Raw genomic sequence first — 23,942 nt, forward strand, 5'->3', positions numbered from 1 at the left:
CGCAGAATTCCCGTGAAACCAAATACCTGGCGCGGTTGTCTGTTTCTTTGAGCGGATCAATGGTCTATTTGCGACTAGGCTTAGTCTGAAGATCGCAGTAGTCGGGCTGCTTGCCTGGCATAAGGAATTGAATGAACAAGCTCATTGTCTTGATGGCTGTGCTGATATTGGCGGGCTGTACCACAAGCGCCAGAACGCATGCGGTGCGCGGGGTCAGTGGTATTGAGATCGATTGCTCGGGCTTGGGTTCGGGGTGGGACAGGTGCCAAAAGCGCGCGGCGAAGGAGTGTAAGGGGGCAGGCTACAAGGTGATTACTCGATCCGATGATGCCAAGGAGGAGGATGAGTTTCCGTTCGGCTTCAATCCTGCAGGCTTCGTGACTCGTACCATGCTGGTGATGTGTCGTTGAGCGTGATCAGGCTTGGCGATTAACTGTCCTGAAAATGGGTGTTTCGATGCGGCGAAAGATATGTCAACCCCTGGGCTGTTCAAAATCCTCCGGGCATGCTAAAACCTTTCAAGCGCTGATCTAGCTGCTTGAAAAAGAAGGGAAAAATATGACGAAGTCGGAGTTGATCGAACGAATTGTCACCCATCAAGGGCTGCTCTCATCCAAGGATGTGGAGTTGGCCATCAAGACCATGCTTGAGCAAATGTCCCAATGTCTGGCTACTGGAGATCGCATCGAGATCCGTGGTTTTGGCAGCTTCTCCCTGCACTATCGTGCACCGCGCGTAGGGCGCAATCCAAAGACCGGTCAGTCTGTAAGCCTTGATGGCAAGTTCGTTCCGCACTTCAAGCCGGGTAAGGAGTTGCGAGATCGGGTGAACGAGGAAGAGGAGGAGGGGGTTTGACAGTCGTGATCCTTCAAGGAGTTACTCATGCGTAACTTCAGGCGCATACTTCTTGGTGTTTTCATTCTTTTGCTGGTGTTGGTGGTCCTGGCATTTGTTCTTGAAAACCAGCAATCAATTTCCTTGATGTTTCTTGGCTGGGCGGGTCCGCAACTTCCAGTCTCGTTGGTCATGGTGTTGGCGTTGCTTGTAGGGATGTTGCTCGGTCCGATTCTGGGGTGGTTTCTTGGGCGCTTGTCCAAAACTGCTCGCAAGCGCCTTGTCTGAAAGCGACAGGCGCGGGATATCTGTCGAATTGCGTCGCTACCCGTCTATATCCATTAGTAAAACGTTCATTAAGCTGTAAAATGCATCCCTTGTTCGATAGTGGCGTAATCCCACGTCGATGCAGTCTGACTTTGACAGAAGCCTCGTGTCCGATGGCTTTTGCATTCATGGATTAGATGGCGCTCGTTGGGGGCGCTGTCCGCAGCTCAAGGGTATGGTTTCGCGTGAAAATTCTAGTTACCGGCGGCGCCGGGTTTATCGGCTCGGCAGTCATCCGTCATATCATCTCCAACACTTCCGACTCTGTCGTTAACGTCGATAAGCTGACTTACGCCGGTAACCTGGAGTCGTTGGCGGAAGTCAGTCAGAACTCCCGTTATTCGTTTGAGCGCGTGGATATTTGTGATCGTGACCAGATTGATCGCGTTCTGCGTGAACATCAGCCTGATGCAATCATGCACCTGGCTGCCGAATCCCATGTTGACCGCTCGATTTCCGGCCCGTCCGAGTTCATCCAGACCAACATCATCGGCACCTACACTTTGCTGGAAGCTGCGCGTCAATATTGGGTTGCGCTGGATGACACGCGCAAAGCCAACTTCCGCTTCCACCACATTTCGACCGATGAAGTGTATGGCGATCTTGAAGGTCCTGAAGATCTCTTCACTGAAACCACGCCGTATCAGCCGAGCTCCCCGTACTCTGCCAGCAAGGCGAGTTCCGACCACCTGGTTCGTGCGTGGGCGCGTACTTATGGCCTGCCGACTCTGGTCACCAACTGCTCCAACAACTATGGCCCATGCCACTTCCCCGAGAAGTTGATCCCGCTGATCATTCTCAACGCGCTGGAAGGCAAGCCGCTGCCGGTTTATGGCAAAGGCAATCAGGTCCGTGACTGGCTGTATGTCGAAGATCACGCTCGTGCGTTGTACAAAGTCGTTACCGAGGGTGTAATCGGTGAGACTTACAACATCGGCGGCCACAACGAAAAACAAAACATCGAAGTCGTAAACACCCTGTGTGCGCTGCTTGATGAATTGCGTCCGGACTCCGCTCATCGCCCGCACGCCAGTCTGATCACTTATGTGCAGGACCGTCCGGGCCACGACCAGCGTTACGCGATCGATGCGAGCAAGATCCAGCGCGAGCTGGGCTGGACGCCGGAAGAGACTTTCGAAACCGGTATCCGCAAAACTGTCGAGTGGTATCTGAACAATACCGAATGGGTCGCTCACGTGAAGAGCGGTGCCTATCAGCAGTGGATCGATCAGAACTATGCGGATCGCTCGAGCAAAGCATGAAAATCCTTCTATTAGGAAAAAACGGCCAGGTGGGTTGGGAGCTGCAACGCTCCCTTCAGCCACTTGGTACGTTGATTGCCTTGGATCGAAACAGCGCTGACGGCATGTCTGGTGACTTGTCTGATCTGGACGCATTGCGCGCCACGATCCGGAAGGTCAAACCTGACATTATCGTCAACGCTGCCGCGTACACGGCGGTCGATAAAGCAGAGTCTGATACAGAGTTGGCTGATCGTGTGAACGCTGAAGCCTGCCAGGTGATGGCTCAAGAAGTTGCAGCTTTGGATGGATGGTTGATTCACTACTCGACCGATTACGTTTTTAGTGGTCAGGGTGACAAGCCGTGGTGTGAAAATGATGCCGTGGCCCCCGTAAATTATTACGGCTCCAGTAAGTTGGCTGGTGAGCAAGCGATCATCGCTTCTGGCTGCAGGCATCTGATTTTTCGTACCAGTTGGGTTTATGGCGCGCGTGGCAACAATTTCGCCAAGACCATGCTGCGTTTGGCCAAGGATCGAGAAACGCTTAGTGTCATAAATGATCAGGTCGGAGCCCCGACGGGAGCTGACTTGATCGCTGACGTGACTGCGCTGGCGATTCAACAAATCCATTCGCGTCCCGAGCTTTCAGGTCTTTATCACCTGGCTGCCAGTGGCGAGGTTTCCTGGCATGGCTACGCAAGTCATGTGATTGATTTTGCCAAGAAGAATGGCGAATCGCTTGCCGTTACTTCGATCACTCCAATCGAAACCACGGCATACCCAACACCTGCGCGCCGTCCCCTGAATTCACGATTGAGCACTCAGAAACTGCGTGACAACTTTTCTCTACACCTGCCGGATTGGCAGAGTGGTGTAACCCGAATGCTTAGGGAAGTTTTGAACAAATGACCACTACAAATCGTAAAGGCATCATCCTCGCTGGCGGCTCGGGCACTCGCCTTCATCCGCTTACTCTTGGTGTCTCCAAGCAGATGCTGCCAATTTACGACAAGCCGATGATCTTCTATCCGCTCTCGGTGCTGATGCTGGCGGGGATGCGCGAAATCCTGATCATCTCTACGCCCGACGACCTTCCTTGCTTCCGCAAGTTGTTGGGCGATGGCAGTCTCTATGGCATCAAGCTGACATATGCGGAGCAGCCAAGCCCGGACGGACTGGCTCAAGCATTTATCATTGGTGAAGAGTTCATCGGCAAGGATCCTTGCTGTTTGATCCTCGGCGATAACATCTTTTACGGTCAGCATTTTTCGGACAATTTGCGTTCGGCTAGCTCGCAAAAGCATGGTGCTACCGTTTTCGGCTACCACGTTTCCGATCCAGAGCGCTTCGGGGTAGTTGAGTTTGATGCTGCTGGTCGTGCATTGAGTATCGAAGAAAAACCGCTAAAGCCGAAATCTAACTATGCGGTAACAGGCTTGTACTTCTACGATAACGACGTTGTCGAAATTGCAAAGAACATCAAGCCTTCGGATCGTGGCGAGCTGGAAATCACCGATGTCAATCGTGCCTATCTGGAGCGTAAGGATCTGAGTGTAGAGATGCTCGGTCGTGGATTTGCATGGCTGGACACAGGGACTCATGATTCGTTGCTGGAGGCCAGCCACTTCGTGCATACAATCGAACAGCGTCAAGGTCTTAAAGTGGCCTGCCTGGAAGAAATTGCGTATCACAATGGCTGGATCACTGCGGAGCAGCTGGGGGCTCAGGCCGATGCGCTCAAGAAAACGGGTTATGGACAATACCTGCAGAAGCTGCTGGACGCGCCTGCGCACTAACGCGGGCATATACCTTTCCAGTCGGCAACACTCGGCTCGTTTTTAGCAGGATAGGCATGCCAGTAAGACATCCTAAGGTTGCAGTATTGCTGGGTGCCTTCAATGGCATGCAATGGGTCGAGGAGCAATTGGTCTCGGTTCTCGAACAGTCTGCGGTAGATGTTACGGTGTACATCAGTATTGATCCTTCCACGGATGGTACTGAAGCCTGGTGCACTGAATCCGCTACCGCAGATCCTCGGATCGTAGTGTTGCCGGCAGCCGGCAAGTTCGGTGGGGCTGCGCGTAATTTTTTCAGACTGATTCGTGACGTCGACTTCGATGGCTACGACTTTGTCGCATTCGCTGATCAGGATGATATCTGGCACAGCGATAAGCTTCAGCGCGCTACAGAGACGCTCATCGCGCGAAATCTGGATGGCTACTCCAGTAATGTCATTGCGTTCTGGAATGACGGCACCAACCATTTGATAGACAAGGCGCAGCCTCAGGTTACCTGGGACTATCTGTTCGAAGCGGCCGGCCCTGGCTGCACTTATGTTCTCAGCCATAAACTTGCCACCGAGCTCAAAGCTTCGGTGTGTGAGCAATGGCATGAGCTGCAGGGTGTCAGTCTTCATGACTGGTACTGCTATGCATTCGCTCGAAGTCATGGCTTTCGCTGGTTCACTGATCCGGTGCCCACCATGCAATACCGTCAACATGAAAGTAACCAGGTTGGTGCCAACATCGGAATCAACTCATTGTTGACGCGCTACAAAACCATTCATGACGGTTGGTGGTTTTCTCAAGTGCAACTCATTGCCGTTTTGGTAGGGAGAGAGCATGACCCTTTTGTCCGTCGTTGGTTTCAGCTTGGCCGCAGACAACTAATGTGTCTTTCTTTTAGTGCATGGAAATGCCGGAGGCGTATGCGTGACAAGGTGCTCTTTTTTTTGATTTGCTGGACTAAAGCAATTATTGGCAAGAGTGTCCAATGAACCGGCCGAGGGTATTGGTGACAGGCGCTTCGGGTTTTGTGGGCGAAGCGGTAGTCATGCGTCTGTTGCTGGATCGCAAGTTCACACCGGTAGCTGCCGTTCGTGGGGCGTCGAACCTCGCCGGGCTCTGCCAGGTTGTAACATTCGCTCTTGGTGACCGTGCGGAGTTGCCCGCTCTGGACGACATTGATGTTGTGGTTCACTGTGCAGCGCGTGTACATGTGATGAATGAAACTGCGCTGGACGCTTTAGCCGAATTTCGCAAGATCAATGTGGAAGGTACTGCGGCTCTGGCGCGTAAGGCTGCGGCGGCCGGAGTACGGCGTTTCATTTATATCAGCTCGATCAAGGTCAATGGCGAGCGCACCACGAAAGGCGCTCCCTTCAGATCTGATGCTGTGCCCGCACCACAAGATGCTTATGGTCAATCCAAGCTCGAAGCTGAGCAGGTCTTGGGACTGATCAGCCGGGAAACCGGGATGGAATTAGTGATCATTCGCCCACCATTGGTTTACGGGCCAGGGGTGAAGGCTAACTTTCTCAGCATGGTGAATTGGCTGAATAAAGGTGTTCCTCTGCCGTTAGGGGGAGTACAAAACCGAAGAAGCTTTATTTCGCTGAGTAATCTTGCAGACGTCATTATCAAATGTATTGATCATCCTGCGGCTGCGAACAATGTTTTTTTAGTCAGCGATGGCGTGGATCTTTCGACTACCCAACTGTTGACATGTATCAGTAAGGCACTTGGACGATCTGTTTTGCTGATTCCGATTCCAGTCTGGATACTGAAGAGTTTGCTGGCATTGGTCGGAAAAAAGGTTATAGCCCAGCGCTTGTTTGATTCGCTTGAGATCGATCTTGCCAAGACTCAGGCTACCCTTGGATGGAGTCCGCCGGTGAGTGTGGATAGGGCGATCCGCCATACAGTTGAACACTATCTGGAAAATAAAAAATAATGATTTTGTATGGGCTGATTGGTGCCGTATTCATAATTTCGTTGTCGCTGACTTATGTGCTGCGCCGTTATGCGCTGGCAAACAGTCTGATCGACATTCCAAACTCTCGGAGCTCTCATACTATTCCGACTCCGAGAGGTGGTGGAGTGGCCATTGTCTTATCCTTCCTGATTGCATTGCCCGCATTGTATTACTTGCAGTTGATCAGCTTTACGGTGATGACCGGGCTATTGGGGGCGGGGGCTTTGGTTGCGTTGCTGGGATTTGCTGATGATCACGGCCATATCGCTGCCAGGTGGAGACTTGTTGGGCATTTTACGGCTGCGGTGTGGGCGCTATATTGGCTGGGCGGCGTTGGACAAATATCCATTTTTGGTGTGCTCCTGGAGTTGCAATGGTTATCAAGCCTTTTGTTTGCAGTTTATCTGGTTTGGATGCTCAACTTATATAATTTCATGGATGGCATAGATGGATTGGCGAGTGTCGAGGCCATTTTCGTCTGCTTATCTGCTTGCCTGATCTATTGGTTGAGCGGGCATCAGGATTTAAGTTGTATAGTGTTGGTGCTTGCAGCATCTGTGGCGGGTTTTCTCTGTTTGAACTTTCCTCCCGCCCGAATATTTATGGGAGATGCCGGCAGCGGCTTTCTCGGTTTGACTATCGGGCTCCTGGCCATTATCGCCTCCAGTGAGGCACCCGAGTTGTTGTGGAGCTGGCTGATATTGTTGGGCGTATTCATTGTCGATGCAACGTGGACACTTATGCGACGCCTTCTTCGTGGGGACAAAATCTACGAGGCCCATCGCAGTCACGCCTATCAGTTCGCTTCCCGGCACTATGGCACTCATAAAACCGTGGTTTATGCTGTCCTGACGATAAATGTGCTGTGGCTGTTGCCTCTTGCGGTTCTTTCCGGGATTGGCATGCTTCCGGGCGTTTTGGCACTATTTATTGCCTACATTCCGTTGGTTTTTATCGCGAATCGATACAATGCTGGAATGTTGGAAGTCGAAAAATAGCGGTGTAATTGGCAGATTTTTGAGGAGATTTCCTACAACCGTCTCGGAAGTATCATATTTCTTGTTCTTCAAAATTCCGTATCCTGCGCTAGGTAGCGGGAAAGTGCTGGGAAGCCATTGGAACTGTGGGGGGATCCTCGGTGTCTCTCGAGCCAAGGTGATTGTCGGTAAAGCTTCGAGCTGCTTTCCGCGTTCTTCTGATACGGTATCAATGCTGAGGGAATCGTCGACCCGGCAATTTTTCGTTGACGGTGATGCAAGATGAATCTTCCGAAAGGTGGTTTTATGCAGGTGTTCAGTAAATTTACCCGGGATCGAATGATCTTGTTCAGTCTCGTTTCCAATGACCTGCGTGCAAGATATCTAACCAATTATTTTGGTATTCTCTGGGTTTTTATCCAGCCAGTCGCAACCACAATTATTTTGTGGTTTGTTTTTCAGTTTGGATTCAAGTCTTCTGTTCATACCTCTTTTCCGTTTGTTCTGTGGCTGGTTTGTGGGCTCGTGCCATGGTTTTTTATTGTCGAAGCATTGAATTCCGGTTGCTCCTCTATCAGGGAAAACAGCTACCTTGTAAAAAAAATTGTATTTAATGTTTCATTGTTACCTGTAGTTAAAATAGGTTCTGCTGTGGTGGTCCACTGTTTTTTTGTTTTGGTTTTTATAGCCTTGCTTCTGATTTATGGCTATATGCCGACTTTGTACTGGCTTCAGGTTTTTTATTATATTTTTTGCATGCTTTCGTTATTGCTTGCTGTTGCGTGGATAACCAGTTCGATAGTTATATTTTTTCCGGATCTTCATCAGTTGATCTCCATGGGCGTGCAGTTTGGGTTTTGGTTGACCCCGGTTTTTTGGAATATAGATAACATGACGGGCGGCGTTGCAGGCTTTCTCCGCTTTAGCCCGTTTGCTTATGTTGTTGAGGGATTCAGGGATTCATTTATTCGTGGAGTTTGGTTTTGGGATCGTATTGATCAAACACTCGTATTCTGGGCCGTCGTGATTGCTCTGATGTTGATAGGTCTGCGAACTTTCAAAAAGCTGAGACCTCACTTCGCGGATGTTTTGTGATGAGCGAAAATATTGAAAGTGCCATCGTCGTCAGGGATATTTGCAAGGTTTACCGCTTATATAAAAAGCCCGTTGACCGATTGATTGAGGCTTTGTCATTTTCCGGAAAACGACGACATCATGATTTTCATGCGCTTTCAAATGTATCCTTCTCGGTAGCGAAAGGGCAGACCGTTGGTATTCTGGGAGCGAATGGCGCTGGAAAGAGCACTCTTCTGAAGATTTTGACCGGTGTGCTTACGCCTACAAGCGGGGATGTCAAGGTTTTCGGGCGAGTCTCGTCACTACTGGAGCTCGGAGCAGGCTTTAATCCAGATTATACCGGTATTGAAAATATTTACTTTCAGGGCACTCTGATGGGCTATAGTCGCGCGGAAATGCACAAGCGCGTCTCGGCAATCACTGAGTTTGCAGATATTGGCGAATTTATAAGCCAACCTGTCAGGGTGTACAGTAGCGGCATGTTTGCACGCTTGGCATTTTCGGTAGCAATCAACGTAAGTCCGGATGTGCTTATTGTTGATGAGGCGCTTAGCGTGGGGGACGCGGGTTTTCAACTAAAATGCATGCTTAAAATGAACGAGATGCAGGAGAGCGGTACGACTATTCTGTTTGTCTCTCACGATACACAATCCGTTATCCGTTTTTGCCAATCTGTCATAGTCATGCAGGCAGGGCGAATTCTTGAGCATAGCTCGGAGGTTTTGAGCGCAACCAAGAACTATGAAAAAAATATCAGAAATGCTTCAGCATTGAAGTCTATAGCCGTAGATGAGTTACATGCGGAAGTGGCTTATAAGCATGAGTTGGGTGATATTTCAGAAGTAAGATTTGGTTCCGGTGAAGCAAAAATAAATGCGGTTGATTTTTTATCTGCTTCAGGTGCGAGTACGAATAGCTTTGCTCCGCTGGACGAAGTCACGATGGTCTGTCATATCAAGTCTTGGGGCGATATAAAAAATGTCGTCATTGGTTATTCCTTGCGTAATTCCAAGGGTGTTGATGTGGCAGGTGATAATACCCATTTGGCCGGTCAGGAAATTGACTTCGAAGATGGGTATTACAAGGTGAGTTTCTCTTATTCACTGAATGTTTCACCTGGTGAGTATTTTTTATATATTGGCATGGCTAGCCTGGACGGTCAGCGCATAGAGCTTGATCAGCGTTGGCCTTTACGCAAGATAATTGTGGTGGGTGCGCGTAACGCTGTAGGGTCTGCTTACTGCCCTTCATCTGTAACTGTTTTGAAGTTGGATTGATAAATGCTCAAGATTGGTGATTCCGCTATATCTGATTCAGTGAAGTTTTACATTGATGAAAGTGCTCTTTGCATTATCGAAGATAATGTACAGATTCGCGACAATGTTGTCATTGAATGCGGTGCTGGCGAATTTGTGAGCATCTCATCAGGGACGGTGATTAATTGTGGTACATGGATAAATGGTAGTGGAAAGGTCACCATTGGTAAAAATGTTTTAGTTGCCCCAAACTGTTCAATTACCTCTTCCTCTCATCGTTTCGATCGACTGTTGCCGATCAGTGAGCAGGGATTGAAACTCGCGGAAGTGGTTGTTGGTGATGATGTCTGGATTGGCGCGAATGTTTCAGTCCTTGCGGGTGCGGTAATCGGTGAGGGGGCTGTCATAAGTGCAAACTCTGCCGTCAAGTTTAATATCGAGAGAATGAGCATAGCGGCAGGGAATCCAGCGATAAAAATTTCTGATAGAAAATTCAAACGCGTTGTATTTTACACGCTGCCTCTTGTCCTGCGAGGGCAGCCAACGCTGTTTAGTAGTATTGTTGATGTATATTTGCCGCTGGCAAATAACTTTTCTCGAGATGGTTGGGAGTGCGTGTTTGTCGGTTCTGACCAGCTCAGGGATGAGTACCCCAACTTTGGGTATAAATGGGTTACGCCAGAGAGTTTTTCATGCATCTATCCAGATGGAGGAGAGAAGGGGTGGATCGATGACTGGACAAAAATTCTCAATAGGGAAGATCTGCCCTATCATGATGAATTTGTACAGAGGTTGTTGGCAGAGATTGATCCGGATCTGATTTTCTGCTGGAACTACGATGGTGCTCTCGATCTGGCATGTGGCGCCCGAAAGATTCCTCTGGTTTTTAATGAGTTGGGAATGTTACGGGCTCCTAACGTGATGGGATATTATTCCGACCCGCAAGGTGTGAATGCTCGAAGTGGATTCAGAGATGAATTCCTGGCTTATTCCGCAAGGGTGTCAATGGGCGAGAATCGTGAGGCTGTCGAAAGGTTGAAGATTCTCGAGGAGCGGTATGCTCGTCAAGGTAAGGCGCAGATACCCAGTGCGCTAATCCTGCTGCAGGTCAAGGACGATTCCAACATAATCACGGGATGTCCGTATTCGAGCATGGCTGAGTATGTTCAGCATATTTCAGATGTTCTGGAGGGGGCTGGCCTCTTAGCTGTAGTCAAGCCTCATCCCTTGGATTCTGTTCCCAGCCTGCCAGATCATGTCGCCGTCGCGGACAAGAACGATAGTATTTCTGAGCTCATCGCAGCAGCTGACGTGGTTTTTACCATCAACTCTTCGGCGGGATTCGAGGCAGCTCTGGCGGGTAAGTGTGTATATGTTCTCGGGGCCGCACCCTATTCGGGATTGGGGCTTACCGTTGATGTTCAGGATCCGGCGAGTCTGTCGGCGACCTGGGCGTTACACAAGGCGGATCGCATTGCCCCACAGGCGCTGAGGGCGTCCATTCTTGATTTTGCCGAAATGCAATATTTCCTGTCGGATGAGCAATTCCGTGAGCCTTCGGCGCACTTGTTCAGAATCAAAGCGGATGCCGGAGAGCTGCGCGAACGAAATAAATATGACCCGGCCTTGGAAAGTTATCGGCAACAGTCGTACATTTCCTGGTTAGAGTCAAAAAACCGGGAGCTGGGCACCGATTTGGCTGCCCTGAACAAAGAGCTTGTTCAGGTGAATGGAAAGGTTCTCGAGCTAGAGGGCGCGCTCGAAGGCCTGCGGCAAAACGGTCCGGATTTTGAAGAATCAGAAGAAAAAAACTCGTTTTTAAAGGAAAAACTGTTCGGTATGAAGACTTCGAAAAAGTCGTTTTTTGCCCACTGCTCGGTGGGGCTGCGTCGTTTGCTGTCGAAATCAAAGTCGCTATTGCGCCCCATTTATCAAAAAGTTCCTGTTCTGGCGAGTATCCGGGTGCGCATCGGGCTTTATTCTCGGGCAGTTCGTTCGAAGCTTCTTGCACTCATCTACTCGAAAGACAACATACAGGCGCTGCAAACCCTCGCGGATCGCCGATTTGTACATGTTTTGCCTAAAGTGGAAGCGGCTGAACTTCCCTTGATTGATATATCAGTTGTTACTTTTAATAGCTCCAAATGGGTTGATGGTTTTTTTGAGTCATTAAGAAGTCAAAGTTATTCTTGTAAGAAAATAAACCTTTTTTTTGTTGATAATGGCTCTTCAGATAATACCGTCGAGGCGATTGCGCGGTGGCAGGCCGCTTTCGGTAGTGACTTTGCAAGTTTCAATATTATAAGTGGAGAAAATATAGGATTTGGAGCAGGACATGATCGTGCGATTGCATTGGGACAGGCAGATTATTTTCTGATCAGTAATATCGATATCCAGTTTTCCAAAGAGGCAATTGAGCGGGTAGTTTGTTCAGCCTTGTCGTGCGGCCAGGATGATGTCGCATCATGGGAAATGAGACAGGCGCCTTATGAACATCCAAAATATTATGATCCGGTCACGCTTGAAACCAACTGGTCCTCACATGCATGTGTCTTGATCAGGCGCTCTGCCTACCAGCGAGTAGGCGGATACGAGCGCCAAATATTCATGTATGGAGAGGATGTCGAGCTATCGTATCGACTCAGGTCCTTTGGCTATCGGTTGAAGTACTGTCCTTCCGCGATGGTTTATCACTATACCTACGAGCACGAGAATCATGTGAAGCCAATCCAATATGTTGGAAGCACGTTGGCGAACGCAAATATAAGATTGCGTTATGGCAGGTTGGTCGACAAATTGGGTGGCGTCGTACTTCAGTTATTGTTATTGCTGCGGCCTCAAGTTTATCCGGGATCTCGTCGCGATATAGTGCGTAGCATCGGTCGGCTCGTAAAAAAAGCTTCCTATTTTATGAAGGGTAAAGGACCGGAAAAAGGGGTTAGCTTTCCGTTCCGGGGGTTTGATTACGAGATGATCCGCGAAGGTGCTTTCTGGCGGATTGGTGATGCCATATCCGAGCAACCCTTGGTCACCATCGTGACGCGAACCTACCAGAAAAGAGATGAATTTCTCAAACAAGCAATCCTGTCGGTACAAAATCAAACGTACCGTAATATTGAGTTGATTGTTGTGGAGGATGGAGGCTCTACGATGAAGTCCCTCGTTGAAGGTACTTTAATGTCGCCGGGACGCAGTATTCGATTCCATGGGATGGAAAAGGTGGGGCGTTCTGTTACGGGGAACCGTGGTTTGGAAATGGCTACCGGCCGGTATTGCATGTTTCTGGATGATGATGATTTGCTTTTTTCTGATCATGTTGAAGTCTTGGTGACGGCACTCTTGAAGGATGACGGCGCAGCTGCGGCTTATTCGCTGGCAATGGAGGTCGGCACGGTTACCGATGGTAGTACAGGGCGGTACGTTGAGATCAGTCACGAAACCCCCAATGCATACAAACATGAGTTTGATTACGAGACATTGCTCGATCATAACTATATCCCGATCCAGTCTCTTCTATTCAAGCGAGATTTATACTTGGAGCGTGGTGGTTTTGAAACAGATATGAGCAACCTCGAAGACTGGAATCTGTGGTTGCGTTATGGATATAAAAATCGTTTTTGCTATGTTCCAAAAACCACGTCGCTGTTCAGGACGCCTGCGGACCCTAAGGTGAGAATGAGTCGTCATAAACAGCTTCATGACGCCTACTTTATTGCAAGGGAGCGTGCTGTGAAATCTTGTGAAGGCTATATTTGAGTGCTGAAAGTTATAAAACCTCATTCGCCAGAAATTTACCTTTGAGGTTAATTCAAAGAGTCGAGTTTAGCGTTCTCTCTTTGTTGAGATAAATAAAAAATCGATGTCTGAACAGGCATCGATTTTTTCATTTTTCCGGTGTCATTGAAGTGGTTGTTCATCAGTTAGGCCCTCGGGATTCAGGATTGTAAGGCTGCGAACACCCTGTCCTCGGTTGTAAGGAGTCTGGTTTATGCGGATGCCGTTAGAAAGTGTGGGAAATTTCGCTTTTTGCCGTCTTCTGTCGCCGCCATGCATTTTGTCCTTGCGTTACCGCCCTCGATTGTGGACGAAATTGTTGAATATCTAGCGCTCTATTCGATTTTGTCTACGCCCGAGGGATGATATCTGTGTGGGAAAAATCGTGTTTCCGTGTGGGTTTGAATGCTATCATCTGACGGATTATTGACCTCAGTGTCGATGGCTTGAAAGCTCTGGCTGGCTACAAAACTAGCTGCTTGTTAGGCTTGGGCCGTGTGCTGGGTGAGGACCACGGGTGTTGTCGGCCGCTGTGGGCTTCATCTGTCATTGGGGCCAGCGCTGGGGGAATCGCCTCCTTCGGTATCATCTCCGTTATGCAGGTTTGGAAGGGGGCCTGTCGGGCGACAGGTTGCCCGGTTTTGCTTTCTATCCAGTACAGCGTTTTACCCATGCCCCCCTGCGTACCAGTCGGTCAGCTCAGGCTGAGATCATGGTCCACGCACTTTTTGTTCAAGGTCATTGCAGCTTCTAACGAAAGGAATTCCCTAGATATGTACGACAATGCGCCGACCTACATCGAGCCCCGGGCTGAGGTGTGCGGTGATTCTCATGGAAGCATTTTTTTTTCGTTAATGGGTGTAGCCCCGCTGCCAGCGGCTTGTGCCGCGCCCAGGCATGCACAATTATCTGTTGAGGTTTTTGCTTGATGCGACAGTTTTCCATCAGTCCGTTGGACATGTTCGCCAGCTTCTGGCGCAATTTCGCGTTGATCAAGGCATCCACGATCCGGGAGGTGCTTGGAAGGTATCGTGGCTCGGCGATGGGGTTGCTGTGGTCGTTTTTTAACCCACTGTTGATGCTCGCGGTATACACCTTCGTTTTCAGTGCCGTGCTTCGCGCGCGCTGGAGTGTAGACAGCGATTCGAAGACGGAATTTGCACTGATTCTGTTTGCGGGATTGATCGTTTTCAATATGTTTTCCGAGTGCATCAATCGGGCTCCAGGTTTGATTCTCGGCAAGGTGAATTTCGTAAAAAAGGTGGTTTATCCACTTGAAATTCTGCCTGTCGTAGTGCTGGGGTCCGCGTTGTTTCATGCCGCGATCAGTCTGGGCGTCTGGTTTATTGCCTACGGCATCTTTTTTGGCGTACCGCATGTCACCGCGCTCTACCTGCCTTTGATCATTATCCCTTTCATCCTATTTATCATGGGCATCAGCTGGGCCTTGGCGTCTCTGGGTGTTTACCTGCGCGACGTTTCGCAGTTCATTGGTATTTTGACCACTGTGCTGATGTTCCTCAGTCCCATTTTTTACCCTGCGACCGCTCTTCCCGAAGCATATCGCCATCTGCTCTACCTCAACCCGTTGACTCCAGCGATTGAAATGACTCGCGACGTCCTGTTTTGGGGGAAATTACCGGATTTTGAAATATTGGGAATCTATTGGGTAGCCACTACTTGCATCGCCTGGTTGGGTTTCGCCTGGTTCCAGAAAACACGTAAAGGATTTGCTGATGTCCTCTGAAGTCGCGATTAAGGTTGAGAACCTTAGCAAGTGCTACGAAATCTACGACCAACCGCGTGATCGACTGAAGCAGTTCATCGTCCCTCGCATGCAAAACGCGGTGCGGATGCAGCCCAGCCAGTTTTTCCGTGAGTTTTGGGCCTTGCGGGACGTTTCTTTCGAAGTCAAGAAAGGAGAAACGGTCGGCATTATCGGGTGTAACGGCAGCGGTAAATCGACTCTGCTGCAAATGATCTGCGGCACGTTGAATCCGACATCAGGCACGGTGCAGACGTTCGGGCGTATTGCCGCATTGCTGGAGTTGGGTTCTGGATTCGATCCGGAGTTTACTGGTCGAGACAACGTTTACATGAACGCGGCGGTACTCGGGCTGGCAAAGGAAGAGATCGACCAGCGATTTGATGAGATTGCGGCTTTCGCGGATATCGGAAGTTTTATTGAACAGCCGGTAAAAAGCTATTCCAGCGGCATGGTCGTTCGACTGGCCTTTGCCGTTCAAGCAATGATTGATCCTGATATCTTTATTGTTGATGAAGCGCTTGCTGTCGGGGACGAGAAGTTTCAGCGCAAATGCTTTGCACGAATGGAGGAGTTGAAAAGTCGAGGCACTTCCATTCTGTTCGTATCGCATTCGGCGACGAGCATTATTGAACTATGTGACCGTACATTGCTGCTGGATCATGGTGTCCGACTTATGTATGGCGCCGCCCCGCAAGCGGTACGTGCGTATCAGAAACTCATCTATGCACCCGACGCGGAATATAAAAGGCTCGTTGAAGAATACTCGGTAGCAGATAAGGCAGGCGAACCGATTGATCTCCAGAAGAAGGTTGTGGAGCCTTCTGTTGAGATCAATGAGTTGCCAAGCGACGCATTTGATTCCGGTCTCGTTCCTGAAACGACGGCGATCTATCCCACGCAAGGCGCCGAAATCAAGTCGTTCTCTATCCTGGACGCTGAAGGGCGCGTGGTGAACGTGCTGCAAGCCGGGAAAACATACCAGATCGAAGTGGCTGGCCACTTTATGGAGAGTTTTGACGCAACTTATTGGGGGATACATATCCGCAATGTCTCGGGCGCAGTTATCACCGGTCAGAGATTTCCTGAGGACGGATCGTATTTCGAGCCTGTTGCCAGCGGAAGTGACTTTGCCGTGCGGTTCTCTTTTCAGATGAATCTGTTGCCGGGTGTCTATTTCGTGGGTGGTGGCGTCTGGTCGAACCAAGAGCCGAGCTGTGCTCATAGAATCATGGACGCCATCATGTTTAGAGTCGTGCCGGGAGGGAAGTTAAATTCATTTGGTTACGTGGATTTGATGGCGAACGCACCTCAGGCAGAGATCGGTGGAAAAACTACGAGCTAGGTTGACTGTCGGATGATAAGCCATACCGACAGTCTAAGAATGTTTCAAACAAGTCATTGGAAGGCAAGTGGCTTGTGCAATGGTTTAATTAGCTTGGAAGTTTGCTGCTGTACAGCAGCATATTCATAGGGTTTTGACGTATATGCTAAATATCAGTGATTGGCCACCGAGTGACGCAGAAAAAGTATTCAACTATCTCCGCTGGAGTGGCTATCGTTCAGAGCAACATAAGCTCTTGTACGTAAGCACACCTAAAGTTGCATGTACCTCCCTCAAGTGGTGGTTCGCCGCTTTGGAAGGCTGCTCGAAGGCATTGTACGAAATCACTGATAGTGCTGAAAGCAATCCGGATCAGATTGTTCATGAGATGCATAAAGTTGCACCACATGTTACTGGTCTAGGTGCAGACGAGCTTTTTGAAGCGTTGACATCGGACTCGTATTTTCGATTTGCTGTAGTGCGAAATCCATACAAGCGTATATTTTCCGCGTGGCAATCAAAACTTTTGCTGCAAGAGCCGCAGCAGGTCGGACCTTATACTCAGAGCGACTTTTATCATCGGCCGTTGAAAAACGCCGAAGATATTGCGTTGGCTTTCGAGGGGTTCCTTGAGCATCTTGCAAGCAAGGAAGCGCCGTCCTACTGGGATCAGCACTGGACCCCGCAAGTTACGCTACTGCGTCCTGATTTGATCAACTACACCATGTTGGTAAAAATCGAAGAGTCGTCGCACCTTAGTGAGGCTTTATCCGCCCATTTAGGTGAGTTTCTACCTGACCCTTTCGCAGATAGACGGGCGAATGAGAGTCTGATTCCTTACCTCCCAGAATTTGTGACGGCGCGTAGTGCCAGTCTGATTCGGACTTTGTACGCCGAAGATTTCTCAGTGTTCGGATACGACACTGAACTACCGCAGGCCAAGGATTCGTTTTCGCAGGACCAGCTGCACCTGGCGCTACGGGCTGTCATGCTGATTCGCGGGCGTCATCAGCGTCTTGGTGAGCGGAACGGCCAAATTGAGTTTCTGAATCGGACGGCCAGGGCACTCGAGGCGAAAATCGAGTCCCTCAATGCTCTGGTAAGCGAAGGAGGCGCGCAAATTACTGATCTGGGTCTGCGGGTGGTAGGGCGTGAGACCGAGATTACCAAGCTCAAGCAGCGCATTGTCGACCTTGAAAAGGATATTTCTGATCAAGTTCGCAGTAACGCGGAAGTTGTCGAGTATGACGACAAGATTACCGAGCTCCGTCATGCCCTGGTTGAGCGAGATGGCCAGCTTGTCGGGTTGACGCAGGCAACCGCCGAGCGGGACACGCAGATCGCCAACCTGAGATATTCGATTGTCGAGCTTGAAGCTCAACTGCGAAATTTCACTCACCTTGACAGTGCCCGCGAAGGCGAGATCAACAACTATAACCAGACGATAAAAAGTCTCAGCCACGCTTTGGTTGAGCATGAAAAACAGATCTCCCATCTCAATGGTGTCATGGGCGAGAGAGACGTGGAGATCACGCATCTCAAACATTCCATTGTCGAGCGCGAGGGCGAGGTCGGCTGCCTGAAAAGTGAGGTTTCGCGCATTGCTCAGCAAAAAGCGCTTGATGTCGATGGGTTAAGGCAAGAACTGAATAGCGTTCTGCAGTCCCGTTCCTGGCGCGTTACTTCTCCTTTGCGCAAATTCGGTGGACTTGCGCGCCGAACGAAGCGAGTGCTGAGTGTTCTCTCGCTGGGTAAAGCGATTGAGGTGCTGAGAAATCGCCGGGATTTCCGAAACGAGGCCACAGTAAACCTGCTTCGTGAAAGTGTTCTGTTTGACCAGGATTATTACTTGGCCAGCAACGCTGACGTCAGCGCTCTGGGTGTTGATCCGCTCAAGCACTATATGCTTCATGGCTGGCGTGAAGGCCGAAATCCTTCGGTGCTGTTTAGCACTTCCAAATATCTGGATGAGAATCCGGATGTGGCCGCTGCACGCGTGAATCCCTTGGTTCACTATCTCAGAAACGGCCAGTTGGAGGGGCGTTCAATCGCTTCTCATACGCGGGTTCGGAGTGTCAGTGCAGCCGTAGGCAGTAATAAACCTTCGGAACACGTCGTATCGGCACCTCAAGTCTTCAATCAGACTCCCCAGACCGTTATTGATGCTCAAGTTGAGGTCATCAAGACGTCGGGCATGTTTGATGAGACTTATTATTTTGCGATGTATCCCGACTTGTTGGGATCTAACATCGACCCTATCCGCCACTACTGCGATTCAGGTTGGCGCGAGGGGCGAAATCCGTCCGACGATTTCGATACTCGATCCTATCTCGAAACTTACAAGGATATCCAGGCGGCTGATATCAACCCGTTCTGGCACTATGTTGTTGCTGGTGCTTCAGAGCAGCGGATTGCTGTATCAGGTACGACCCTTCGCTATCAGGAAGATATCCGATTCGGTAGTGTCGACACTGATATCAAGCTTCTTGCGCTGTATGTTACTCCGCAGTGGGACAAGCTACGTGGCGCTCAGTCTTCGGCCAAGGGTGGAGCACGCTTGCTGCCGGATGAATATCTTGGATTTTATGATCCGCTGGATAGCGCTGTTCTTGGCAAACAGGCTCAACTTGCTAAAGCTCATGGTCTGCACGGCTTCTGCTTCCAATGGGAAGGCGACGCGGCACTGGTTGATGTACAGCAACCAGTTGACGTCTTCTTTGATCATGCAGAGATCGATTTCAACTTTTGCTTGAAAGTTTCCGCATCTGCCAAAAAATTGCCGACGCGCATTGCAGAAATTGTTTCTGACCAGCGCTACATGCGCATCGATGGACGACCTGTCATTGTGGTTGAGCCTGCGATCGATGATCTTGTTAAGTCGCTTGACGATCTACGCAGCGTGCTTGTGAAACTGAATATCACGGCTTATCTGATTGTTCAGTCGGTACATACCGATGATCAGACGCAGCTCAAGAAATTGACCGAGCTTTGTGATGCTGTTCTGGATCTGCCTGTCGCCCCGGTTCCAGGTGAAACAGGCACGTTTGTTCCTCAGTCGAAGAATGGACTGTCCGCTATCCCTTATTCGGTGGTTGTGGCTAACGGAATTTCGCGGACGAAGAGTGCGCCGTTGCAGGCATTCCCCGTCTATCACGGGGTCACTCTGGCCAGGGACGAGTCGGCGATTACCTCGGAATCCCCGTTGGTTTATACGCGCTTTACCGCCGGTGAATATCGTCGCTGGCTAGAGGCTGCCATCTCCAGTGCTCGGGGCATACATGCTGCGGATCGACGTCTGGTGTTTGTAAACGCCTGGAATGACTGGGGCCAGGGGCTGTTTCTTGAGCCCGACAGAGTCGCCGGCTTCGGTCGAATCAATGAAACAAGTTGCACGCTGTTGGATATCGAATCGAATGTGTTGATGCCGAAGGTTTCGGTGATTGTGCCGAACTTCAACCATGAGCGCTTCTTGCGTCGTCGTCTGGATAGTATCTATGGGCAGACGTACCAGAATATCGAAGTCATTTTGATGGATGATTGTTCGTCTGATCAAAGTCGTGCGGTATTGAGCGAGTATGCCGAGAAGTATCCCGATGTAACGATCAAGCTATTCAACGAAACCAACTCTGGTGGCGTGTTCAGACAGTGGGCCAAAGGCATCAAGTCGGCAACTGGCGACCTGGTTTGGGTGGCTGAGAGCGATGACTATTGCGACGAGCAATTCCTGCAAGCTCTCGTTCGTTGTTTCGATGATGAAGCCGTCATGCTGGCCTACGCTCGTTGCGAATTTGTTACAAGTGACGAGGTCGTAATCGAGAACGAGTTCCATCGCTATGTCAGCGATTTGGAAGTGGCAGAAAAATGGAAAGAATCGTACGTAGAAACCGCTCACAACGAAGTACGAACTGCACTTGGGATCAAGAATACAATTCCTAACGCCAGTGGTGTTGTTTTCAAACGCCCCGTCGAAATGCCATTACTCGATGATGAGACCTGGTTGTCCATGCGAGTCGCAGGCGATTGGGTTTTCTATCTTCATCTCATCCGTGGAGGCAAGGTCGCCTATTCGGTTGATGGTACGAACTTCTTCCGTCGGTATGATGGTAGTGCGGCTCACACCACTTACAAGCGAGAGGTTTTCTATCGCGAGCTTGGGATGTCCAGCCGGACAGTGCAGGCGCTATATAACGTGCCATTGTCGGTTCTTGAGCGGTGTGAGGAAAGCTGCCAGCGGCTTTATGAGCATAACGTCGGTGAATCAATTGAGCAGTTTCAGAACTGGTATGGTCGCGACGCGATTTTTGAAGCGCGTAAAAATCGCTCGCCGAACATTATGGTTTCGACGATTGGCTTCTATCCTGGCGGTGCGGAGATTCTGCCTATCCGTTTGGCGAACGAATTCAAGCGACAAGGGCTGTCTGTTTTTCTACTGAGCGCCGGTTTGACAGCTCGTGAAGATGGTGTCCGCCGTATGCTCCGACCTGATGTTCCGCTTGTGGAGACCTCGGATCTCGAAGACGTGCGATCGGTTATCCACGAGTTCGGCGTTGAGGCGATGAACACTCATCAATGGCACATTCAGAAGTATCCGTTGCACCTGCCCGAGGTGTTCTCCGAATTGGGTTCTCATGTGGCGTCCTTACACGGAATGATTGAGCATGGTGATGCATTTGCTGTTACTGAGGAGCAACTTCGAGCAGCAGATGCCGCAGTAACCACATGGGTATATACCGCCGAAAAGAATATCGTTCCTTTCGCGAACTTCTCTCTTTATGACAAAACCTCTGAGCGTTTCGTCAAGGTGCCGAATGGTCTGCAGCCGCCGAATATAGTCGCCGTGGCTCGTGAGCAACTGAGTATTCCCGAGGATGCTTTTGTACTTTGCTGTGTGAGTCGTGCAATTCCTGACAAGGGGTGGGAGGAAACGATCCAGGCCGTAGAGTTGGCGCGTAAGCTTTCCGGCAAGGACATTCGTTTACTGCTAGTCGGTAATGGGCCGGTCTACGATGAATATCGCAAGGTCGGGGCACCAGACTTCGTCTATCTGGCAGGATTCAGTGACAACTCGGTTGGACATTATGCTGCTGCGGACATGGGTATCATGTTGACCAAGTTCAAGTCTGAGAGCTTCCCTCTTACGATTGTCGACTGTCTGTTTGCCGGGAAGCCATACATCGCTTCAGACGTGGGCGATATCAGAAACATGCTGACGCTCAATGAGCGCATCGCTGGTGAGGTTATTGGATTGGATGACTGGGAAGTCCCAATTGAACGAGCAGCGAAAGTCATCGCCGGGTTTGCCGCAGATAAAGAGCAATACCGAAAGGCGCTTGGGTTGGTCAAGGAGGTTTCCAATCGCTACCGAATTGATGCTGTAGCTACGCAGTACGTTCGATTGTTCGAGCGTGACATCAAGGCCAGCCGGGCTGACCGCACGGCTTAATTGCCCACTCGACGCCGCTTCACAGGTTTTGGGGAGTGGTTGTTGGTCGTAGGGAAGATCCATCGAGTCATCGCAAGGGCGAGTCGAGGCAGATCAGGGATAGTGCTCTCCGATCTGCCGCTACATTCTGTTCATCGGCTGCCTTTGTACTGCTTCGCGTGGTGCTGTTAAATTTTCTATTTACAACGTTTTGTGAGTTCTGATTCCTGAGATCAGTCCAATAGATCGAACCGTTGGAGCATTGGAGGCTACGTTGAAAAAATCCGAGAACAGCTCGACTGACAGGGCTGTACAGTCCCTGGTGCTGGGCGGGCGAGGCTTCATCGGTACCCATCTGATCGATGCACTGCTCGATCAGGGGCATGCTGTGCGCTGTTTTGACCGCCCAAATGTGGTGGAGCTTGGGGAGTCGCATGCGAAGAATCCACATTTCGAGCTATACGAAGGCGACTTCACCAGCGAAGCGGACATCAGTGAAGCATTGCAGGGTTGCGACATTTGTTATCACTTGGTATCGACCACACTGCCCAAGTCCTCAAATGCGGATCCGGTGTTTGATGTCGAGAGCAATCTCGTCGGGACCATTCGCTTGTTGAACCTGGCGCTAGAGGCCGGTATCAAGAAGGTCATTTTCGTGTCATCGGGTGGAACCGTTTACGGCGATCCGGTCGAGTTGCCGATTCCTGAAACCCATCCTACAGACCCCGCGTGTTCCTACGGCATTGCAAAGCTGGCGATCGAAAAGTATCTGGCACTGTTTCATCGACTGCATGGTCTGGATTACACCGTTTTGCGTCTGGCGAACCCGTTCGGCGAAGGGCAGCGCACCCACGCCAGTCAGGGTGCTGTTGCGGTATTCCTGGGCAAAGTACTGCGTAACGAGTCCATTGAAATCTGGGGCGATGGTTCAGTAGTTCGCGACTACATCCACGTCGACGATGTCATTCAAGCCTTGCTGGCTTCGCTGGAACCGTCCCAAGACGAACATGTGTTCAATATCGGTTCAGGTCAAGGTCACAGCTTGAACGATTTGCTTGATGCGATAGAGAAGATCACCGGACGCACCACCAATCGCCAATACTTACCTGCTCGCGGTTTTGACGTTCCTGTGAGTGTATTGAGTATCGAGCGGGCCAAGCGCGCGCTGGGATGGGCACCGGCGGTGAGCTTCGAGCAAGGACTGGAGCAGTTTGTCGCATGGCTGGATGAAAATCCGGCCTCCTGAGGCTTGCCGTCAGTCGATTGATTTTGCTGTCAGCGCTCAAGGCTCTCGGTGAAAAGCCCTGCTGGTGTTCCCAGTGGGGCTTTTTATTTGCGCCGAAGAAGTGCGTGCCAAAACTTGCGCAGGATTGAGTAGCCGTGATGTTCGCACCTGGTAGAAGCGCCAGGTTCTTTCGTGCGGCTGTCGTTATCCAGTTGGCAGTCCTGTTCAAGCAATGGCCGCAAAAGAGGCGCAATCATCAGTGCGTGGGCTGAGGGTTCGTAATGGTGATCGCTTGGGTCGGAGTTGCGAAGCGTTTTTGCAAGCTGGCCGGTTTCATCAATGGATAAATGGTCGAAATTGAGATGGCTGATACCCTCGCCAATGCAGAAGGCTTCCATCAGCGCGTTGAACTTTACGGTCAGTCTGGTTCTTTCACTGAGGGAGGCCTTTACTTCCTTTCTCATGTTCGCGACTTCACCCCATTGCATGTCATCGCTGATGGTTGGAAGGGGGGTGCTGATGCAGATCACCCGGAAGTTTTTAGCTACATCCACAAGAAGTTTCTGATAGTTGCTGAGAGCTTGTTCAAGCATCAAGTCTATGGAACTGCCATGCTTTTGAGCCCGGTACCAAATCACAAAACCGGTATCGACTTCACCGAGCATGACGATGACTGTTTTCGCCGTGGTCGCTTGCAGCGCCGAGTTGAATTGCGGCATGGCCTGGGTAACGGCGTTGGGATTTTTCAGACCGGATACAGTAGCTCCCCCGACGGAAGTCACTTCGAAAGTGTGTTCGGGGAACAGGGCAGTCATTTGCTCCGAGCTGAAAACCAGAGCGTGGGAATCGCCGAGTACAAGCACAGGGTTCATTATCTGATCAGGTCCTGATTGAATGCTTTTAGACAGGGGTCTTGTTCCGGCTCCCTTTGCCAGGGAGCCGGATGTGAACGCAATAGAGGGACG

General features: G+C 50.3%; 17 protein-coding genes. 16 read left to right on the forward strand and 1 reads right to left on the reverse strand.

Annotated features, from left to right (window positions below; all coding sequences use genetic code 11):
• The first annotated feature begins 131 nt into the window (after positions 1 to 131).
• The 16 genes from N8H74_RS12910 (at position 132) to N8H74_RS12985 (ending at position 22,998) form a co-directional block, all read left to right on the forward strand.
• Complete coding sequence (locus N8H74_RS12910) at positions 132 to 410, forward strand: hypothetical protein (protein WP_217830739.1); 279 nt, start codon at positions 132 to 134, stop codon at positions 408 to 410.
• A 148-nt stretch (positions 411 to 558) separates the two neighbouring features.
• On the forward strand, positions 559 to 855 hold the full coding sequence (gene ihfB / locus N8H74_RS12915; RefSeq protein WP_003189779.1) for an integration host factor subunit beta: 297 nt from the start codon (positions 559 to 561) through the stop codon (positions 853 to 855).
• A gap of 27 nt (positions 856 to 882) precedes the next feature.
• Positions 883 to 1,122, forward strand: coding sequence for a LapA family protein (locus tag N8H74_RS12920; protein ID WP_262147967.1), 240 nt, complete (start codon positions 883 to 885; stop codon positions 1,120 to 1,122).
• A gap of 224 nt (positions 1,123 to 1,346) precedes the next feature.
• The gene (gene rfbB / locus N8H74_RS12925; RefSeq protein WP_262147969.1) at positions 1,347 to 2,423 is read left to right on the forward strand and encodes a dTDP-glucose 4,6-dehydratase; all 1,077 of its coding nucleotides are present in this window, start codon (positions 1,347 to 1,349) and stop codon (positions 2,421 to 2,423) included.
• Entirely contained in the window at positions 2,420 to 3,313 is an 894-nt protein-coding gene (rfbD, locus tag N8H74_RS12930) for a dTDP-4-dehydrorhamnose reductase (protein ID WP_262147971.1), read from the forward strand. Before rfbB ends, rfbD begins: the two co-directional genes overlap by 4 nt.
• Positions 3,310 to 4,200 (forward strand): glucose-1-phosphate thymidylyltransferase RfbA, encoded by an 891-nt coding sequence (gene rfbA / locus N8H74_RS12935; protein WP_262147973.1) that lies wholly within the window; start codon positions 3,310 to 3,312, stop codon positions 4,198 to 4,200. Before rfbD ends, rfbA begins: the two co-directional genes overlap by 4 nt.
• A 56-nt stretch (positions 4,201 to 4,256) precedes the next feature.
• On the forward strand, positions 4,257 to 5,180 hold the full coding sequence (locus N8H74_RS12940; RefSeq protein WP_262147975.1) for a glycosyltransferase: 924 nt from the start codon (positions 4,257 to 4,259) through the stop codon (positions 5,178 to 5,180).
• Positions 5,177 to 6,136, forward strand: a complete 960-nt coding sequence (locus N8H74_RS12945; protein WP_262147977.1) for an SDR family oxidoreductase — start codon at positions 5,177 to 5,179, stop codon at positions 6,134 to 6,136. Before N8H74_RS12940 ends, N8H74_RS12945 begins: the two co-directional genes overlap by 4 nt.
• Positions 6,136 to 7,155, forward strand: coding sequence for a glycosyltransferase family 4 protein (locus tag N8H74_RS12950; protein WP_262147979.1), 1,020 nt, complete (start codon positions 6,136 to 6,138; stop codon positions 7,153 to 7,155). Before N8H74_RS12945 ends, N8H74_RS12950 begins: the two co-directional genes overlap by 1 nt.
• 261 nt (positions 7,156 to 7,416) lie before the next feature.
• On the forward strand, positions 7,417 to 8,229 hold the full coding sequence (locus tag N8H74_RS12955; RefSeq protein WP_262147981.1) for an ABC transporter permease: 813 nt from the start codon (positions 7,417 to 7,419) through the stop codon (positions 8,227 to 8,229).
• The gene (locus tag N8H74_RS12960) at positions 8,229 to 9,488 is read left to right on the forward strand and encodes an ABC transporter ATP-binding protein (RefSeq protein ID WP_262147982.1); all 1,260 of its coding nucleotides are present in this window, start codon (positions 8,229 to 8,231) and stop codon (positions 9,486 to 9,488) included. The genes N8H74_RS12955 and N8H74_RS12960 overlap by 1 nt, the downstream gene beginning before the upstream one ends.
• A gap of 3 nt (positions 9,489 to 9,491) precedes the next feature.
• Positions 9,492 to 13,223: a glycosyltransferase gene (locus N8H74_RS12965; RefSeq protein ID WP_262147984.1), complete on the forward strand. Its 3,732-nt coding sequence runs from the start codon at positions 9,492 to 9,494 to the stop codon at positions 13,221 to 13,223.
• 946 nt (positions 13,224 to 14,169) lie between these two features.
• Positions 14,170 to 14,988, forward strand: coding sequence for an ABC transporter permease (locus N8H74_RS12970; RefSeq protein WP_262147986.1), 819 nt, complete (start codon positions 14,170 to 14,172; stop codon positions 14,986 to 14,988).
• Positions 14,978 to 16,351 (forward strand): ABC transporter ATP-binding protein, encoded by a 1,374-nt coding sequence (locus N8H74_RS12975; RefSeq protein ID WP_262147988.1) that lies wholly within the window; start codon positions 14,978 to 14,980, stop codon positions 16,349 to 16,351. The genes N8H74_RS12970 and N8H74_RS12975 overlap by 11 nt, the downstream gene beginning before the upstream one ends.
• A gap of 142 nt (positions 16,352 to 16,493) precedes the next feature.
• On the forward strand, positions 16,494 to 21,773 hold the full coding sequence (locus N8H74_RS12980) for a glycoside hydrolase family 99-like domain-containing protein (RefSeq protein ID WP_262147990.1): 5,280 nt from the start codon (positions 16,494 to 16,496) through the stop codon (positions 21,771 to 21,773).
• A 253-nt stretch (positions 21,774 to 22,026) separates the two neighbouring features.
• Positions 22,027 to 22,998, forward strand: coding sequence for an NAD-dependent epimerase/dehydratase family protein (locus N8H74_RS12985; protein WP_262147992.1), 972 nt, complete (start codon positions 22,027 to 22,029; stop codon positions 22,996 to 22,998).
• An 83-nt stretch (positions 22,999 to 23,081) separates the two neighbouring features.
• Here N8H74_RS12985 and N8H74_RS12990 read toward each other — a convergent pair whose 3' ends face one another.
• The gene (locus tag N8H74_RS12990; RefSeq protein ID WP_262147994.1) at positions 23,082 to 23,849 is read right to left on the reverse strand and encodes an SGNH/GDSL hydrolase family protein; all 768 of its coding nucleotides are present in this window, start codon (positions 23,847 to 23,849) and stop codon (positions 23,082 to 23,084) included.
• Positions 23,850 to 23,942: the final 93 nt, after the last annotated feature.

It is taken from the genome of Pseudomonas sp. B2M1-30, assembly GCF_025447575.1.
In the GTDB taxonomy this organism is placed as follows: domain Bacteria; phylum Pseudomonadota; class Gammaproteobacteria; order Pseudomonadales; family Pseudomonadaceae; genus Aquipseudomonas; species Aquipseudomonas botevensis.